This window comes from Lutimaribacter degradans (assembly GCF_023703375.1).
In the GTDB taxonomy this organism is placed as follows: domain Bacteria; phylum Pseudomonadota; class Alphaproteobacteria; order Rhodobacterales; family Rhodobacteraceae; genus Lutimaribacter; species Lutimaribacter degradans.
The window spans coordinates 440,813-456,702 of the sequence record NZ_JAMQGO010000001.1; the positions used below are offsets into that span (position 1 = coordinate 440,813).

The 15,890-nt window shown below is 64.9% G+C and carries 18 protein-coding genes; 3 read left to right on the forward strand and 15 right to left on the reverse strand.

What is annotated here, in order from left to right; genetic code table 11:
- Window positions 1–2 precede the first annotated feature (2 nt).
- The 3 genes from tatB to M8744_RS02170 are packed head-to-tail and all read left to right on the forward strand — an operon-like array spanning window position 3 to window position 2,235.
- Complete coding sequence (gene tatB, locus M8744_RS02160) at window positions 3–485, forward strand: Sec-independent protein translocase protein TatB (protein WP_251408696.1); 483 nt, start codon at window positions 3–5, stop codon at window positions 483–485.
- Complete coding sequence (gene tatC, locus M8744_RS02165; RefSeq protein WP_251408699.1) at window positions 482–1,393, forward strand: twin-arginine translocase subunit TatC; 912 nt, start codon at window positions 482–484, stop codon at window positions 1,391–1,393. Before tatB ends, tatC begins: the two co-directional genes overlap by 4 nt.
- The gene (locus M8744_RS02170; protein WP_251408701.1) at window positions 1,393–2,235 is read left to right on the forward strand and encodes an ATP-binding protein; all 843 of its coding nucleotides are present in this window, start codon (window positions 1,393–1,395) and stop codon (window positions 2,233–2,235) included. The genes tatC and M8744_RS02170 overlap by 1 nt, the downstream gene beginning before the upstream one ends.
- Before the next feature lie 145 nt (window positions 2,236–2,380).
- Here M8744_RS02170 and M8744_RS02175 read toward each other — a convergent pair whose 3' ends face one another.
- From M8744_RS02175 to M8744_RS02245, 15 genes are all read right to left on the reverse strand, one after another.
- Window positions 2,381–3,589, reverse strand: a complete 1,209-nt coding sequence (locus tag M8744_RS02175; protein WP_251408704.1) for a peptidoglycan DD-metalloendopeptidase family protein — start codon at window positions 3,587–3,589, stop codon at window positions 2,381–2,383.
- Between the two features lie 81 nt (window positions 3,590–3,670).
- On the reverse strand, window positions 3,671–4,327 hold the full coding sequence (locus tag M8744_RS02180) for a protein-L-isoaspartate(D-aspartate) O-methyltransferase (protein WP_251408707.1): 657 nt from the start codon (window positions 4,325–4,327) through the stop codon (window positions 3,671–3,673).
- Window positions 4,324–5,106 carry a 5'/3'-nucleotidase SurE gene (gene surE, locus M8744_RS02185; RefSeq protein WP_251408710.1) on the reverse strand — a complete coding sequence of 261 codons (783 nt, stop codon included), beginning with the start codon at window positions 5,104–5,106 and terminating at the stop codon, window positions 4,324–4,326. The genes M8744_RS02180 and surE overlap by 4 nt, the downstream gene beginning before the upstream one ends.
- A 146-nt stretch (window positions 5,107–5,252) precedes the next feature.
- Entirely contained in the window at window positions 5,253–5,894 is a 642-nt protein-coding gene (locus M8744_RS02190) for an SDR family NAD(P)-dependent oxidoreductase (protein WP_251408713.1), read from the reverse strand.
- Between the two features lie 52 nt (window positions 5,895–5,946).
- Window positions 5,947–6,207 (reverse strand): amidophosphoribosyltransferase, encoded by a 261-nt coding sequence (locus M8744_RS02195; protein ID WP_251408715.1) that lies wholly within the window; start codon window positions 6,205–6,207, stop codon window positions 5,947–5,949.
- Window positions 6,208–6,328: 121 nt separating this feature from the next.
- The gene (gene purF, locus M8744_RS02200; RefSeq protein WP_251410010.1) at window positions 6,329–7,813 is read right to left on the reverse strand and encodes an amidophosphoribosyltransferase; all 1,485 of its coding nucleotides are present in this window, start codon (window positions 7,811–7,813) and stop codon (window positions 6,329–6,331) included.
- A gap of 112 nt (window positions 7,814–7,925) precedes the next feature.
- The gene (locus M8744_RS02205) at window positions 7,926–8,492 is read right to left on the reverse strand and encodes a CvpA family protein (RefSeq protein ID WP_251408718.1); all 567 of its coding nucleotides are present in this window, start codon (window positions 8,490–8,492) and stop codon (window positions 7,926–7,928) included.
- A gap of 20 nt (window positions 8,493–8,512) precedes the next feature.
- Window positions 8,513–9,877 (reverse strand): DNA repair protein RadA, encoded by a 1,365-nt coding sequence (gene radA / locus M8744_RS02210; RefSeq protein ID WP_251408721.1) that lies wholly within the window; start codon window positions 9,875–9,877, stop codon window positions 8,513–8,515.
- A 46-nt stretch (window positions 9,878–9,923) separates the two neighbouring features.
- Window positions 9,924–10,370 carry a paraquat-inducible protein A gene (locus tag M8744_RS02215; RefSeq protein WP_434481344.1) on the reverse strand — a complete coding sequence of 149 codons (447 nt, stop codon included), beginning with the start codon at window positions 10,368–10,370 and terminating at the stop codon, window positions 9,924–9,926.
- A gap of 10 nt (window positions 10,371–10,380) precedes the next feature.
- A complete protein-coding gene (locus M8744_RS02220; RefSeq protein ID WP_251408727.1) occupies window positions 10,381–10,767 on the reverse strand; it encodes a hypothetical protein in 387 nt (128 codons plus the stop codon).
- A gap of 9 nt (window positions 10,768–10,776) precedes the next feature.
- Entirely contained in the window at window positions 10,777–11,523 is a 747-nt protein-coding gene (locus M8744_RS02225; RefSeq protein ID WP_251408730.1) for an ABC transporter ATP-binding protein, read from the reverse strand.
- Window positions 11,524–11,559: 36 nt separating this feature from the next.
- Window positions 11,560–12,345 carry an MlaE family ABC transporter permease gene (locus M8744_RS02230; RefSeq protein WP_251408734.1) on the reverse strand — a complete coding sequence of 262 codons (786 nt, stop codon included), beginning with the start codon at window positions 12,343–12,345 and terminating at the stop codon, window positions 11,560–11,562.
- Window positions 12,342–13,379 carry an alanine racemase gene (gene alr, locus M8744_RS02235; RefSeq protein ID WP_251408737.1) on the reverse strand — a complete coding sequence of 346 codons (1,038 nt, stop codon included), beginning with the start codon at window positions 13,377–13,379 and terminating at the stop codon, window positions 12,342–12,344. The genes M8744_RS02230 and alr overlap by 4 nt, the downstream gene beginning before the upstream one ends.
- 53 nt (window positions 13,380–13,432) lie before the next feature.
- A complete protein-coding gene (locus M8744_RS02240) occupies window positions 13,433–14,227 on the reverse strand; it encodes a DUF1194 domain-containing protein (RefSeq protein WP_251408740.1) in 795 nt (264 codons plus the stop codon).
- 60 nt (window positions 14,228–14,287) lie between these two features.
- Window positions 14,288–15,784 carry a replicative DNA helicase gene (locus M8744_RS02245; RefSeq protein WP_251408743.1) on the reverse strand — a complete coding sequence of 499 codons (1,497 nt, stop codon included), beginning with the start codon at window positions 15,782–15,784 and terminating at the stop codon, window positions 14,288–14,290.
- Window positions 15,785–15,890: the final 106 nt, after the last annotated feature.

The window sequence follows — 15,890 nt, forward strand, 5'->3', positions numbered from 1 at the left end:
CCATGCTGGACCTTGGCTGGACCGAGCTGCTGCTGATTGGCATCGTGGCCCTGATTGTCGTGGGTCCGAAAGACCTGCCGGGCCTGTTCAAGTCGGTCGGGCGCTTCGTGGGCAAGGCCAAGGGTATGGCGCGCGAATTCAGCCGCGCGATGGAAGATGCGGCCGACGAAAGCGGAATGCGTGACGTGACAAAGACCATCCGCAGCGCCACCAACCCGGTTGGCACCGCGATGGACGGTGTCAAGGATGCGGCCAAGTCGCTGACCGACATTGACCCGGACAGCGCCACTGGCCGGCTATCGGCCGAGCGCCAGGAAGCCAAGAAAAAGATCGAGGCCGCCGCCGCCCGGAAGGCCGCCGAGCGGATGCAGCGCGAGGCGGAAGAGGCGAAGGCCAAGGCCGACGCCGCCGAATCCGCCCTGAAAACCGATGGTGAAACGGCGGATACGTCCAAGGCCGACACCACCCCCAAGGACAGCGCATGAGCGACACTGACGAGATTGAAGACAGCTCGGCCCCGTTGATCGAGCACCTGGCCGAGTTGCGCAACCGGCTGATCCACTCGGTCGTGGCCTTTCTGGTGGGCATGATCATCTGTTTCACCGTTGCCACGCCGATCTTCAACTTCCTGACAGCGCCCCTGTGCGAGGTGCTGGCCAGCCGCGGCCAGGATTGCGACCTGATTTTCATCAGCCCGCAGGAAGGTTTCTTTGTCGCCATCAAGATCTCGTTTCTCGGCGGGTTCATCCTGGCCTTTCCCTATATCGCCAACCAGATGTGGCGGTTCGTGGCGCCGGGGCTTTACAAGACGGAAAAGGGCGCGTTCTTGCCCTTCCTCGTGGCGTCGCCCTTCATGTTCTTTCTGGGCGCGTCTTTCGCGTTCTACGTGGTCACGCCGTTGGCCTACGACTTTTTCCTGGGCTTCCAGCAATTCGGCCAGGAAGGCGAGGCCGTGGTCGGCGAAGAGGTGCAACAGGGCCTTTCGGTGGTCTTCCAGGGTTCGGCCCAGGAATACCTGAACCTGACAATCAAGTTCATCGTCGCCTTCGGCTTGTGTTTCCAGCTGCCGGTTTTGCTGACTTTGATGGGCAAGGCCGGGCTGGTCAGCTCGGAGGGCCTGAAACAGGTGCGCAAATACGCCGTGGTCGGCATCCTGGTGTTGGCCGCGCTGGTGACGCCCCCCGACGTGATCACACAGGTGATCCTTTTCGTCGTCGTCTATGGCCTTTACGAAGTCTCGATTTTCCTCGTGCGCCGGGTTGAACGAAAGCGCAAGGAAAAGCTGCAAGAAGAGGGGCTGTGGTTCGAGGATGACGAAGAAGAGTTCGACGATCCGCTGATGCGCGAGTTCGACGAAGGTGATGACGATCCTGGAACGGTGAACCGCGACTGATGGAGAGCACTGAACTGACCCGCATCGCCGAGGCGCTGGAACGCATTGCGCCCGCGCCCATGGAGGCCCCCGATTTCGACAGGGCCGATGCCTTTGTCTGGCACGTTTCGCCTGACCGGCTTGTGCCGGTGCCAGACGTCAACCGGGTGGATATCGACCTGCTGGTGGGGATCGGGCGGTCGCGGGATACGCTGCTTGCCAACACGCGCCAGTTTGCCCAGGGTCTGCCGGCCAACAACGCGCTTTTGTGGGGCGCACGGGGCATGGGCAAATCCAGCCTGGTCAAGGCGGCCCATGCGGCCGTGCTGGCCGAGGGGTTGGCGCTCAAGATCGTCGAGTTGCAGCGCGAGGATCTGCCCACCGTGGGCCGATTGCTGTCGATCCTGCGTGCCGCGCCTCGGCACAGGTTCGTGCTGTTCTGCGACGACCTGTCGTTTTCCCATGACGACCAGCATTACAAAAGCCTCAAGGCCGTGCTGGATGGCGGGATCGAAGGACGGCCGGACAACGTGATCTTCTATGCCACGTCGAACCGCCGCCACCTGATGCCCCGAGACATGATCGAGAATGAACGCTCAAGCGCGATCAACCCGTCCGAGTCGGTCGAGGAGAAAGTGTCTTTGTCGGATCGGTTCGGGCTGTGGCTGGGCTTCCATCCCTGCGACCAGGATGAATACCTGGCGATGATCCGCGGCTATTGCGATGCGCATGGGGTCGAGATCGACGATGAAACGCTACGCGCCGAGGCCATCGAGTGGCAGGCCACGCGCGGTGGCCGCTCGGGCCGGGTGGCGTGGCAGTTCTTTACCGACCTGGCCGGTCGCAAGGGCGTGCGCGTCTGACGCGACACGCTTGCCAACCCCGGACGGTGTCCGGCTTTCCTCACGGTTGTTGAAGCCAGATGAATGTTGCTGGCCGGCGCTCTGCGGCCTGACGTGACACGCAGGTGGCACGGCCCCGCGCGGGGCCGTGTTACGCGGGCGCGAGTCAGTTCAGGTACGGGTTGGGGTCGACGCTGTCAAAGCCGTCGCGCACCTCGAAATGCACGTAGTTGGCATTGCCGTCACGCAGTTGTGCGATGGTTTGCCCGCGGCTGACACTGTCGCCCTTCTTGACGCGGATGTTGGACACGTTGGCGTAGACGGTCAGCAGGTTGTCGGGGTGCTTGACCACCACGATGGGCACCTCGTTGGCATCCGAGGTGATGGCGGCCACCGTGCCGTCCGCCGCTGCCTTGACGGCGCTGCCCGAGGCGGCCTGGATGTCGATGCCCTCGTTCCGGCCCTGGGCGTAATCGCGGATGATCTTGCCCTGCACCGGGTAGCCCATGCGCGCGCCGGAATTGCTCGTGGCGGCGTCCGCGCCGCCCAGGTCGGGAGTCGCGGCGGTGACGGGCTCGGATGCGGCTTCGTTGTCGTCTGGCAGCGGTTTCGAGGCCGAGGGCGGTGTCGGCGTGGGGCTGCCGGTGCCGGGCGCGGCCGTGTCCAGCGTGGTGGTGGTTGTGGCCGGTGCGGCGGCTGCAACAGGTTCGCTGGCGGTGTCGTCGCTTTGCGATTGTGCCACGGGGATCAGCAGATACTGCCCCTCGCGCACCGAGAAATCACGGCCCAGCCCGTTCCACTCTGCCAGCGAGCGAACGGTCACGTTGTAAAGCCGCGCGATGGTATAGGCGGTTTCCCCGCGCTTGACCTGGTGGCGAACCGGTTCGACACCGTCCTTGCCCGCGGCCTGGACCGGCGCGCGTTCGTCGGGTCCGGCCCGATCAATGGCGTTGCCGGCCAGCGTGGTGATATCGACTCCGGCGGGGGCGCCCGTGGCGGTCGAGGGTTCGGCCACGCGGTTGGGCAGGGCGATCACCTCGCCCTCGCGCAGCTTGTCGTCAAGCCGCAGCCCGTTATAGCGCGCCAGCGCCGCGCCGTCGGTGCCGACGCGCAACGCCACGTCCTGCACGGTGTCACCGCGTTCAGCGATGGCGACCTGGTAGCCGGGATACGAGATCACGCCACGATCATCAGGGGCGGGCCGGCTGGCGGTGGCCTGTCGCGCGGCTTCGGCCGTTGATGGCGCATTGCCGAAATTACCGCGCAGGTCGAAATCCAGCGGTGACTGGCAGCCGGCCAGCAGGGCGGTGGCGACCAGTGGCAAAACCACGCGTCGGCTGCGCGGCAGGCGGACAGGGGGGTGGGTGTCTGTCATCTCGATATCCTCATACTTGGTGCCCCTTGTAGCCGGGGCTTTGCACCTGTTCACCGTTCGACACGGGGGCCGTTACCCCCCTTACTCATCGCGGCCCAACCCTTCGACCAGTGGCACGAAGCGCACCGGGCGCAGTTCGTCATACTCAAAGCCCGTGTCGTGGCGCGTCACGCGGATCAGGCTTTGCACCGTGTCCGACTGGCCCACGGGCACGACCATGATACCCCCGATCTTCAATTGAGCCAAGAGCGGGCCGGGTGGGTCTTCGGCGGCGGCGGTCACGAGAATGCGATCAAACGGAGCCTGGTCGGGCAGCCCGAACGAGCCATCGGCGGTGACGGCGGTGATATTCACCAGCCCCATCGTTTCAAAGATATGCCGCGCAGCCTGCACCAGCCGGCGATAGCGATCGACGGTATAGACGCGCCGCGCCAACTGGCTGAGGATCGCCGCCTGGTACCCGCTGCCTGTGCCAACCTCGAGCACCTTGTCGCGTGGCTGGATGTTCAGCGCCTGGGTCATCAAGCCCACGACCGAGGGCTGGCTGATCGTCTGCCCGCAGGCGATGGGCAGCGGCATGTCGTCGTAAGCCCGGTCGGCAAAGATCCCGCGCACGAAAGGCGCGCGGTCGATCTTTTCCATCGCACCCAGCACGCGCGCATCCGTCACCCCGCGCGAACGCAGCGCGAAAAGAAACTGCATCTTGCGTTCGGCGATGGCGTCGGGCTCGTCGTTCATAGGGTGTCTTTCAGCGCCTCTATCGTGGTGTGACAGGTCAGGTCGGCGCGCATCGGCGTGACCGAGATATATCCATCGAGGTTGACCGCGGCATCCGACCCGGGCTCGGTCTGGACATGCTGATCGCCCCCCTTGATCCACAGGAACCGCCGCCCCGAGGGCGACAGGTGCGGTTCGACCTTGAAAGGGGCGTGGCGCCGGAACCCTTGGGGAGCCAGAACCGCGCCCAGAACATCTTCGGCGCCGACGGGCGGAAAGTTGATGTTGAAGAACAGCCGGTAATCGGCCTCCTCTTCGGGCATGGCGGCCAGCAACTTGCGGATCAGGGCCGGGCCGTGAACGCCGGCGGCCTCGAACTGGTTCTCGGCTGTGAAGTTCTGCGGGCCCAGGTATTGGGACAGCGCCATCGCGGGCACGCCCTGCAGCGCCGCCTCCATCGCGCCGCCAAGCGTGCCGGAATAAAGCGCGTTCTGGGCGGAATTGTTGCCCCGGTTGACGCCCGAAAGCACCAGGTCTGGGCGGGCCTCCATCATCACGTCATGCAGGCCGGCCAACACGCAATCGGCAGGGCTGCCCTCGGCGGCAAAGCGGCGCTCGGCCATCTTGGCCAGAAGGGTCGGGTGGGTGTAGCTGATGCAATGGGCAACGCCCGATTGCTCGAAAGCGGGCGCCACCACCCAGACCTCGCCCTCGGGGCCGGCCAGTTCGGCGGCGATCTCTTCCATCACCTTCAGCCCCGGCGCGTTTATGCCGTCGTCGTTCGTTACCAGAATACGCAATGTCCTGCCCCTGTCTTGCCCTTGGATTTCCTTAGTGGACGGGGGCGATCAGGGCAAGCGTGGCGGCGCGCGCCATCACACGCGCAAGGAGACCGTTGCCCCGTCGTCGCAAGCTGCGGCACGGCCGGGGCCGGGAAGGGTGAAGATCAGGCCAGACCGGCGAGCAGGCGTTTTGCCTCGTCCATCGGGCGGGCCAGCCCGTCACGGTTTTCACCGGGAAAGAAGCGCGCGCGCGTGGCGGTTGGCATGGGCGCGGGCGACAAGACATGCACGCGCGGGCCGGTTCTGACCGTTTCGGCAGCCCAGCTTTGCGCCAAGGCGATCTGTGCGGCCTTGCTGGCACCGTAGGCACCAAAGAATTTCTCGCCCGCGTGGGTGTCATCGAAAAACAGGGCCGTGCCCGCCTCGCCCAGCAGGGGCGCGACGAACGGGATCAGCACGCCAGTGGCGGTCACGTTCACGTCGACGGATTTCCGCCAATCCTTCTGGTCTAGAAAGAAGGCCGGGCCCATGGGGGCGGCATGTACGGCGGTGTGTGCCCAAAGGTCGATCCGGCCCCAACGGTCGAAGATCGAGCGGCAAAGCTGGGCCATCGCGTCGGTGTTGGTGATATCCATGGGCGCAAGCGTTGCGCTGCCGCCTCGGGCCTGGATGCGGTCATCCAGTTCTTCGAGCGCGCCGGTGGTGCGCGCCACGGCCACGACGTGGTAGGTGTCGCAAAGCGTTTCGGCCAGCGCGGCGCCAAGCCCGCGCGAGGCCCCGGTGACAAGGGCGATCTTCTGTTCCATGGGGCGTGCTTTGCGCCTTTTGCACCGGGGCGTCAAGCGGTGCGCACGTGGCCTATTGGCCGGGCATGGTCAGCGTCACGGGTTGGCCACGCTTGGTGGCTTGCAACTGGCCCGGCATGATGGCCGTGACGCGCAGCCCGGCCACGCGATCGCCGATCTGCACGCGCTTGACCCGCCCCGAGGGCAGGCGCAGCAACGCCGTGCTGTCGGCCTCGTGTCCGAACGTGCCGATCAGCATCGCGTCGCGTGACATGCGTATGCTGTTGGTGGCGATTTCGGCCACCTTCTGGGAAGTCTGCGTGGAGTTGGCCATTTTGAATCTGTCCGTTGCTGGGTAAGTCGAACCGGGCAGATATGGCAATGCTGCGGCAGCGAAAAGGGCGCGTGCAGGCCATGCGCGCGCCCTTGCCGACCTGGTGGCGGGATGTCGCCTGTTACTCGGCCGCTTTCAGTTCAAAGCCCTTTTCGATCATGTCCGAGGGCGCAACCGGATAGTCGCCCGAGAAACAAGCATCGCAATATTGCGGGCATTTGACATCGCGGCCCTGCGCTTCGCCCACCGCGCGGTAAAGCCCGTCGAGCGAGATGAATTTCAGGCTGTCGATGGCCAGGTGTTCGCGCATCTCGTCTTCGCTCATGGTGGCGGCCAACAGCTTTTCGCGCTGCGGCGTGTCGACCCCGTAGAAACAGGGCCACGAGGTCGGCGGGCTGGCGATACGGAAATGCACCTCTGCCGCACCGGCATCGAGAATCATTTCCTTGATCTTGCGGCTGGTGGTGCCGCGCACCACGCTGTCATCGACCAGGATCACGCGTTTGCCCTCGATCAGGGCGCGGTTGACGTTCAACTTCAGCCGCACGCCCATGTTGCGGATCTGCTCGGTCGGTTCGATGAAGGTGCGGCCCATGTACTGGTTGCGGATGATGCCCATGCCGTAGGGAATACCGCTTTCGTGGGCATAGCCGATGGCCGCGGGCGTGCCGCTGTCGGGCACCGGGCAGACCAGGTCGGCATCGACCGGGGCCTCGCGCGCCAGTTCCACGCCGATCTGGCGGCGCGTTTCATAGACCGAACGCCCCCCGATGATTGAATCGGGGCGCGAGAAATAGACATGTTCGAATATGCAAAAACGGGGCGCGGCGGGCATGAACGGGTGCAGGCTGGTCAATTCACCATCCTCGATCACGACCATTTCGCCTGGCTCAACGTCGCGCAGGTATTCCGCCCCGATGATATCCAAAGCGCAGGTTTCCGACGAAAGCACCCAGCCTTCGTCACCTATCTTGCCAATCACCAGGGGCCGCACGCCCAGCGGGTCGCGCACGCCGATCAGCTTGGTGCGGGTCATGGCGACGATGGAAAACGCCCCTTCGACGCGACGCAGCGCGTCCATCATGCGTTCGGGCACCTTGCGTTGCAGCGACCGGGCCATCAGGTGGATGATGCATTCGCTGTCGGATGAGCTTTGGAAGATCGAGCCGCGCTCGATCAGCTCGCGGCGCAGGGCGTCGGCATTGGTGATGTTGCCGTTATGCGCGATCGCCGCGCCGCCCATGCTGAACTCGCCGAAAAACGGCTGCACGTCGCGGATTTGCGTCGCGCCCTTGGACCCGGCAGTGGAATAGCGCACATGCCCTATGGCCAGCGCGCCGGGCAGGGTTTCCATCAGCGATTGCTTGGTGAAATTGTCGCGCACGTAGCCAAAGCGGCGGGCGCTGTTGAACCCGCTTTCCGGGTCATAGCTGACGATGCCGCCGGCCTCTTGCCCGCGATGCTGCAAGGCGTGCAGGCCAAGAGCCACGAAATTCGCGGCGTCGCTGACACCGTTGACACCGAAAACGCCGCATTCCTCGTGCAGCTTGTCGTCGCCCAGATCTGGGTTCCAGGCGTCAAAGTCGAAAGGATGAGCGGGGGGCATATGCTTGGACAAGGGCAGCTCCGATTCCGTGTGGCCTGCTTACGCGCCACTCATAAGGGCTTGTGGCGCCCGTGTCACGAAAGGATCACAATTGCCAAGACGGCTTGCACGATTATTCGCTCACCGGGGCGTCGCATACGCCGACCAACTGCTCATACTGCGCTGTGACCCAGCCCAGGGCGGCCTCGGGGTTGCGGCCCTGGATGTTGTCGGCAAGTCGTCCGAACACGCGGGCCGAGCGCGAGTCGTCGATCATTGCAACATCCTGGTTGGTAATGACCGTTTCGTAAACGAAATAGGACACGGCCACCAACAGGATGCCACGCAGCACCCCGAACAGGAAGCCGACACCCTGGTCGAGCCCGCCCAGGGCCGAGCGTTGCACCAGCGATGAAAACAGCGGCGTGAACAGCGATGCCACAACAAGCGCCACGGCAAACACGGCGGAAAAGGCGGCGATGATCGACAATTCGCAACTGTCGGCCAGCATCGCGCCCACCATGGGCACTTCCTTGACCAGTGGTTGCACTTGCGGGGCAAAGATGAAGGCCAGGATGCCGGCGACGATCCAGCCGGCGATGGCCAGTGCCTCGCGCACGAAACCGCGTGCATAGGCCAGCAACGCCGAAACAACGATGATCAGCGCCACGACGCCGTCGATTAATGTGAAGCCTTCCATGGCACTCCCCGCCTGCCGCGCTAACCTGCCCCGAACACGTCTCCGACGAAGGTGGCCAGATCCTTCATTCGGGTCAGTGTCAGGCCACCATCGCCCGTCAGTTTTCCACCTGCCGGAACGATTGCCGCGTTGAAACCAAGTTTTCGGGCTTCTTTCAACCTGTTTTCGGCCTGACCGACGGGGCGCAGCGCGCCCGACAGGCTTATTTCGCCGAAAACCACCGTTTCCGGGGGCAGGGCGGCGTCTTCGCGCGCGGAAAGCAGTGCGGCGGCCACGGCCAGGTCGGCCGCGGGCTCACCCACTTTCAGCCCGCCGGCCACGTTCAGATAGACATCGAGCCCCGTAAAGGGGATGCCGCAACGCGCCTCGAGCACGGCAAGGATCATCGCCAGGCGCCCGCCATCCCAACCCACGACCGTGCGGCGGGGCTGGCTGTGCGGGCTGGGCGCGACCAGCGCCTGGAATTCGACCAGAACGGGGCGCGTGCCCTCGATGCCGGCAAAGACAACCGAGCCGGGGCTGGGCTCGCCCCGCTCCGAAAGGAACAGCGCCGAGGGGTTTGGCACCTCGGCCAGGCCGCCGCCCGTCATCTCGAACACGCCGATTTCGTCGGCGGGGCCGAAACGGTTCTTGACGCTGCGCAGGATGCGGAACTGGTGGCCGCGCTCGCCTTCGAAATACAAGACGGTGTCGACCATGTGCTCGACCACGCGGGGCCCCGCGATCTGGCCTTCCTTGGTGACATGGCCCACGAGGACCACGCTGACGCCGCGTCGTTTCGCGAATGTCGTCAGCTCATGGGCGGCGGCGCGCACCTGGCTGACGCTGCCCGGGGCGCTGTCGACATTGTCGGCCCACATCGTCTGGATCGAGTCGATGATCACCAGTTGCGGGCGTTCGGCATCGAGCGTTGTCAGGATGTCGCGCAGGTTCGTTTCGGCGGCCAGTTTCACCGGCGCATCGCCCAGGCCTAGCCGCTGGGCGCGCATGCGCACCTGTGCGCTGGCCTCTTCACCGCTGACGTAGAGCGTTTTCAGACCCGCCTGCGCAAACCGCGCGGCGGCTTGCAACAGAAGGGTGGATTTGCCGATGCCCGGATCACCACCCACGAGGATGGCGCTTGCCGGCACCAGCCCGCCGCCCAGCACGCGGTCAAGCTCGTCCATGCCCGATCGCGTGCGCGGTGGCGGGGCTTCCTCGGTTGACAGGTCGCTCAACACCATGGCGCGTCCCCGCGAGGCCCCGAGCGATTTCGAGGCCGGCCCGGCGCTTAACGGCGCCTCTTCGACGATGCTGTTCCATTCGCCGCAGGCGTCGCAGCGCCCCGACCACTTGTTATGCGACGCGCCACAGGCCGTGCAGGTGAAACTGGGTGACTTTGCCATGATCGCTTAGTGCCGCATGGGACGGGGCCGGTCAAACCGCAAATGCCTAGCGCGGCGGAGCCTCGGCGATCCGTCGCGACAGGAGCCCGATCACAAGCGAGGCCAGGATGCAGCCCGTGAACATGTACAGCCCCCAGGCGGTTTCGATCCGGCCCACGCCGATCCCCTTGGCGACCGTGATGTAAAGCGCGACCAGAAAGATGTCGGCCATGGCAAGCTTGCCCAGCACCGTCAGCACCGGCAATGCGCGCATGTCCAGCAGCCCGAACTGCACCAGCGCCAGGCCAAGGGTTTTCAGGTAGGGCACGAAAAGGGCGAAAAACGTCACGACAAGCGCCAGAAGCATGTCGCTTTGCCACAGCGCTTGCAGCCCCGAGATCACGCTGATTTCCGACAGGCTGAACAGCGGGAGCAAACCCGCCCGCATCAAGGGTGCGAACCACGCGATTGGAAAAAGGATCAGCAGCGACAGGTTGAGATATCGCAAAACGATCTGCATGGATCTATCGGGCCATGACCCAGAGCACCAGCAGCGCCGTCAGCAACAGGACGTGCAGAACATCGATCCAGCGCCAGCGCACGCCGCGCAGCAGCCCCGAGGCGAGCATGGGCAGGCTTGCCAGCAGCGGCAGCGCCATGCCGCCGGCCAGGTCGCCCGCCGCGCTGGCCATCCGCAGCACGCCGCCGCCGCGCAGGCCCATTGCAGCGGGCCCGATCAACGCCGCGGCCCCCGCGAGGGCCAACAGCAGCGCCAATGCCGCGGCCCACCGCGACACCCCGCGGGCCGAGAGCACGCGCACCAGGGCCAGAAAGGCCAAGGCCGGCAGGTACAGGAATTCGCGCAGGAATATGAAATTCACCAGCAGCGGGTCAGGTTGAAACGCGCCCATTGTCGCGCCTCACCGTACCGCCGCGATCGGGCCTTCGGCGCGACCGTGGATGAACTGGTCCAGGTAGGGGTCGCCGCTGTTGTCCATTTGCGTCACCGGGCCGGTCCATTTGATGACCCCATCGTGCAGCATCGCGATGTTGTCGGCAATGGCGCGCACGCTGGTCATGTCGTGGGTGATGGTCATGGCGGTTGCGCCCATCTCGGTCACGATTTCGCGGATCAGGTCGTTGATCACGCCGGCCATTATCGGGTCGAGCCCGGTGGTGGGTTCGTCAAAAAAGATGATCTCGGGCTCGGCGGCGATGGCGCGGGCCAGCCCGACGCGCTTTTGCATGCCGCCTGACAGCTCGGCCGGCAGCTTGTCGGCCACGTCTGGCGACAGCCCGACGCGGCGCAGTTTCTCGATCGCGATTTCGCGCGCCTGTGCCTTGGGTTGTTTCAACCGGCCGCGCAGCAGGCGAAACGCCACGTTCTGCCAGACCGGCAAACTGTCGAACAGCGCGCCGCCCTGGAACAGCATCCCGAACCGCGCCAGAAAGGCGTCACGGTCAACTTTCGTGACATCCTGCCCGTCAAGCGAGACTGTGCCGGCGTCGTGCTTCACAAGGCCCAGGATGCATTTCAGCAGCACCGATTTGCCGGTGCCAGACCCGCCGATGATCACCATCGAGGTGCCGCTTTCGATCGTCAGGTCGACGCCGCGCAGCACGCGGTTCGCGCCGAACGCCTTGTGCACATCGTCAAGCGTGATCATGGCGCCTCCTTGGCGGACATATATGCGCGCACCCCGTCATACCGAGAAAAACAGCCCCGTCAGCAGGAAATTCGCCGCCAGGATCAGGATAGCCGCCGCCTGGACCGATCCCTTCGTGGCCCCGCCCACGCCCTGCGCGCCGCGGCCCGAATGCATGCCGTAAAAACAGCCCATCGTCGTGGCGATGCCGCCGAACACCGCGCCCTTGACCAACGACGAGATGATATCGAGCGGTTCAAGGAAATCGACGGTGTTCTTCAGGTAGGCCGCCGGGTTGAAGCCCAAGCTGTTCACCGACACCGCGTAGCCGCCGAAAACACCGATCACGTCACCCACGCCCACCAGCAGCGGCACGACGATCAGCCCGGCCAGCACGCGCGGCACGGTCAGGTATTTCATCGGGTCGGTCGACAGTGTGACCAGCGCGTCGATCTGTTCGGTCACTTTCATCGTGGCGATTTCCGCCGCGATGGAGGAGGTCACGCGCGCGGCGATCATCAGGCCCACCAGCACCGGGCCCAGCTCGCGCACCACGCCGATGGCCACGATCTGGGGTACCACCGCCTCGGCGTTGAAACGCGCCCCGCCCGAGTAGATCTGCAGCGCCAGCGCGCCGCCGGTAAAGATTGCCGTAAGCCCCACGACCGGCAGCGACAGCCAGCCGATCTGGAACAGTGCATGCAGGAATTCGCGGGCGTAGAAGGGCGGGCGGACCAGGTGGCCCACCGCATCCAGCGCGAAAAGCGCTGCCCGCCCGATCATGGCCAGCGCGGCCAGCGTCGTGCGTCCCAGCGCGCCGAGGGGGGACAGCAGCAGGCTCATGTGCTGTGATAGCGGCGCCGGTAGCGCGCGCCCAGCGATGTCAGGATTTCATAACCGATCGTGCCGGCCGCGTCGGCCAGCGTGTCGACGCCGTTGTGGTGGCCCAGCAGTTCCACCGCCTCGGGGTCGGGTGTGACGCCGGTGACATCGACGCCGATCAGGTCCATCGAGATGCGGCCCACCACCTTGCATGGCGTGTCACCCACCCAGACATAAGCCTGTGCCCCCATGCCGCGGATGATGCCATCGGCGTAACCGGCGGCGATGGTGGCGATACGGGCAGGGGCTCGGGCCACCCAGGTGTTGCCGTAGCCGACCGTCTCGTCTGGCTCGACATCGCGGATCTGGATCACCGGCACCTGCACATGCGCCACCGGCTGCGCCTCGGCAAAGGGCCGGCCGCCGTAAAGACCCACGCCGGGGCGTGTCAGCTCGAAGTGATAGTCGGGGCCAAGCAGGATACCCCCTGTCGCCGCCAGCGAGCGGGGCACCGACAGCCCATCGGTCATCTGGCGGAACGTGCGCACCTGCTGCGCGTTCATCGCGTGGTCGGGCTCATCCGCGCAGGCCAGGTGCGACATCACCATGGTCAGGTTCTGTTGCACGGCCAGGTCGCGCAGGGCGCCCCATTCGGCGGGTTCCATCCCCAGGCGGTTCATCCCCGAATCCAGCTGGATGCCAAACGGCGCGCCCGGCAGTGCCTCTAGGTGGCGCAGCATCTGATCGAGCGAGTTTATCATGGGCGTCAGTGCCAGGTCGCCGATCATGTCGGTGTCGCCGGGCATGTGCCCTGAGAACACATTGATTTCCGGCCCCGGCCCAAGTTCCTGGCGCAGGGCGGCGCCTTCTTCGGCGACGGCCACGAAAAAGCGCCGCGCGCCTTCGTGCGCCAGCCGACGGGCCACGCGGCCCACACCGCAGCCATAGCCATCGGCCTTGACGACGGCAGCCGTTTCACAGGCGGTTTTCGCATCCAGCGCGCGCCAGTTCGCGGCGATGGCATCGAGGTCTATTGTAAGGGTCGCGGCAGTCATGGGGCGGTTTTGGCAGACGCGCGCGCGGGGTCAAGCGAAAAGGCGGGCAGGGGCTAAGGCTCCATGAAGATATCCATGTTGCGTTGCCATATCTCTTCGCCGATGCGGCAATTGTAATCGGGGTGCGCCGGCATTTGAGCGGGCAAGAGCCGCGCCGGCGCGCCGACGATTTCCATCACCAGCTTGCGCCGTACGGCATCGCCGAAATCCTCCCAACGGGTGACGGGAATCAGAAAGGCGCCGGGCCCGCCGATCACGCAGGCGGCGTAATAGGCATCCAGGTCGGGTATCCCCCAGCGCGCCAACAAGGCATCGCGCGTCATCAAGGGCAGGCCGTTGATGGTGATGCCCTGTGCCAGCACGCGGTCGCGCGCCGCATCCACCGCGCGGCCGGCGTTGTTGGGGCCGTCGCCGGATATGTCGATCACCCGACGCAGCCCCTGGAACTCGTTCGCGTCAATGGATTGCGCGCCAAGCTCAAGCGCCCCGGAGATCGAGGTACGCCGCATCGCCCCGCCCGATTGAGTCAGGATCTGTGCCGCGATCCATTCCGCGTCTTCTGCCGTTTCCAGCAGCGTCCACGGCACGATCACGCGTTGGCTGCGGGAGCCCGCCCATTCGACGTAGGTGATGGCGACACGCCCCAGAAGGCCCCGGCCCACCGCGCCCAGAACGGCATCCGATGTCAGGGCGGTGGCATAGCCCCGGCGCTGGAGTTCCAGCTCGGCGGGCTGCATCGAACGCGACACGTCGACCGCCAGCACCAGTTCCACGTCAACCTCGACCGGGGTCTGGGCGGGCAGGGGCGTGGCAAGGCAAGCCAGGCAGAGGGCAAGCAACCGACGCATGACTGCATAGCGCCACAAAGTCCCATTGCCTGTCCATTCACAAAATCGAAAACCGCCGGATCAGAACCCATCGCTGGCATCACCCTGCTGCCAGGGCTTGATAAGGTTGCCAAAGCGCGTGAACTGGCCTTCGAAGCTCAATTCGACCGTGCCGATCGGGCCGTGACGTTGCTTGCCGATGATCACCTCGGCCTTGCCATGCAGGCGTTCCATCTCTTCTTGCCACTTTGCCATGGCCTCGAGGTCGTGATCGCCGGGTTTCTCGCGTTCCTTGTAATATTCTTCGCGGAACACGAACATCACCACGTCGGCATCCTGCTCGATCGAGCCGGATTCGCGCAGGTCGCTGAGCTGTGGGCGCTTGTCCTCGCGCGATTCAACCTGGCGCGACAACTGCGACAGGGCGACCACGGGAATGTTCAGCTCTTTCGCGATGGCTTTCAGCCCCATGGTGATTTCCGAGATCTCGTTGACCCGGTTTTCCGACCTGCCCCCGCCGCGCACAAGCTGCAGGTAGTCGACCATCAGCACATCCAGGCCGTGTGTGCGTTTGAGCCGCCGCGCGCGCGCCGCCAACTGCGCGATGGGCAGGGCCGGCGTGTCGTCAATGAAAAGCGGGCAGGATTCCAAGCTTTTGGCCGCATCGACGAAGCGGCGGAACTCGGTCTCGGTCATGTCGCCGCGGCGGATCTGTTCGCTGGGCACTTCGGCTGCCTCGGACAGGATACGCGCGGCCAATTGCTCGGCGCTCATTTCCAGGCTGTAGAAGCCCACCACGCCACCTTCGACGGCGCCCTCGGTGCCATCGGGCAGGGTGCCCTTGCGATATGCCTTGGCGATGTTGAAGGCGATGTTGGTGGCCAGCGAGGTTTTGCCCATCGACGGACGACCGGCGAGGATCAGAAGGTCGGATTTATGCAGGCCGCCCAGTTTCTTGTCCATGTCGATCAGGCCGGTCGATACGCCGGCCAGCCCGCCGTCGCGTTGATAGGCGGCATTGGCCACGTTCACCGCATCGGTGACCGCGCGCAGGAACGATTGAAAGCCGGTTTCGCTCTGGCCCTGTTCGGACAGGCGATAAAGCGACTGTTCGGCAGCAACGATCTGTTCCTTGGGCTCGCTGTCGATATCGACCTTTTTCGCGCGGTCAACGATTTCATGCCCCAGGCGGATCAATTCGCGCCGAACGGCTAGGTCATGAATCATCTGGGCATAGTCGCGCACGGCATAGGCGCTGATCGCCGCGCCGGCCAGGCGCGCCAGGTAGGCCGGCCCGCCCAATTCCTTCAGCCCTTCGTCATCTTCGAAAAACGCCTTGAGCGTGACGGGGCTGGCCAGGTTGTTCTTGGCGATACGCGCGGCAGCCACCTCGAAGATACGGGCGTGCACCGGATCGTAGAAGTGAGTGGCGCTGATTATGCTCGCCACCCGGTCGTAGACATCGTTGTTGGTCAGGATCGCGCCCAGCAATTGCTGCTCGGCCTCGATGGAATGGGGCATGGTGTCGGCATCCTGCACCTCGGCCCCGGTGGGATTGAATGTCGTGATCTCGTTCATGGTCGTCCCCCGGCTGGGTCGATGTCATAGAAACACGGGCGATTCCCGGCAACTTGTATGTTTCTGTGGATAAGCTGTGTATACAATGACCGCCCCGGCATCTTGC

Bases quoted from the DNA above. Each gene is read 5' to 3' on its own strand.
- M8744_RS02175 (WP_251408704.1), bottom strand. From the start codon at position 3,589: ATGACAGACACCCACCCCCCTGTCCGCCTGCCGCGCAGCCGACGCGTG.
- M8744_RS02245 (WP_251408743.1), bottom strand. From the start codon at position 15,784: ATGAACGAGATCACGACATTCAATCCCACCGGGGCCGAGGTGCAGGAT.
- M8744_RS02170 (WP_251408701.1), top strand. From the start codon at position 1,393: ATGGAGAGCACTGAACTGACCCGCATCGCCGAGGCGCTGGAACGCATT.
- radA (WP_251408721.1), bottom strand. From the start codon at position 9,877: ATGGCAAAGTCACCCAGTTTCACCTGCACGGCCTGTGGCGCGTCGCAT.
- tatB (WP_251408696.1), top strand. From the start codon at position 3: ATGCTGGACCTTGGCTGGACCGAGCTGCTGCTGATTGGCATCGTGGCC.
- M8744_RS02220 (WP_251408727.1), bottom strand. From the start codon at position 10,767: ATGGGCGCGTTTCAACCTGACCCGCTGCTGGTGAATTTCATATTCCTG.
- M8744_RS02225 (WP_251408730.1), bottom strand. From the start codon at position 11,523: ATGATCACGCTTGACGATGTGCACAAGGCGTTCGGCGCGAACCGCGTG.
- purF (WP_251410010.1), bottom strand. From the start codon at position 7,813: ATGCCCCCCGCTCATCCTTTCGACTTTGACGCCTGGAACCCAGATCTG.
- M8744_RS02240 (WP_251408740.1), bottom strand. From the start codon at position 14,227: ATGCGTCGGTTGCTTGCCCTCTGCCTGGCTTGCCTTGCCACGCCCCTG.
- M8744_RS02180 (WP_251408707.1), bottom strand. From the start codon at position 4,327: ATGAACGACGAGCCCGACGCCATCGCCGAACGCAAGATGCAGTTTCTT.
- M8744_RS02190 (WP_251408713.1), bottom strand. From the start codon at position 5,894: ATGGAACAGAAGATCGCCCTTGTCACCGGGGCCTCGCGCGGGCTTGGC.
- M8744_RS02230 (WP_251408734.1), bottom strand. From the start codon at position 12,345: ATGAGCCTGCTGCTGTCCCCCCTCGGCGCGCTGGGACGCACGACGCTG.
- alr (WP_251408737.1), bottom strand. From the start codon at position 13,379: ATGACTGCCGCGACCCTTACAATAGACCTCGATGCCATCGCCGCGAAC.
- tatC (WP_251408699.1), top strand. From the start codon at position 482: ATGAGCGACACTGACGAGATTGAAGACAGCTCGGCCCCGTTGATCGAG.
- M8744_RS02205 (WP_251408718.1), bottom strand. From the start codon at position 8,492: ATGGAAGGCTTCACATTAATCGACGGCGTCGTGGCGCTGATCATCGTT.
- M8744_RS02195 (WP_251408715.1), bottom strand. From the start codon at position 6,207: ATGGCCAACTCCACGCAGACTTCCCAGAAGGTGGCCGAAATCGCCACC.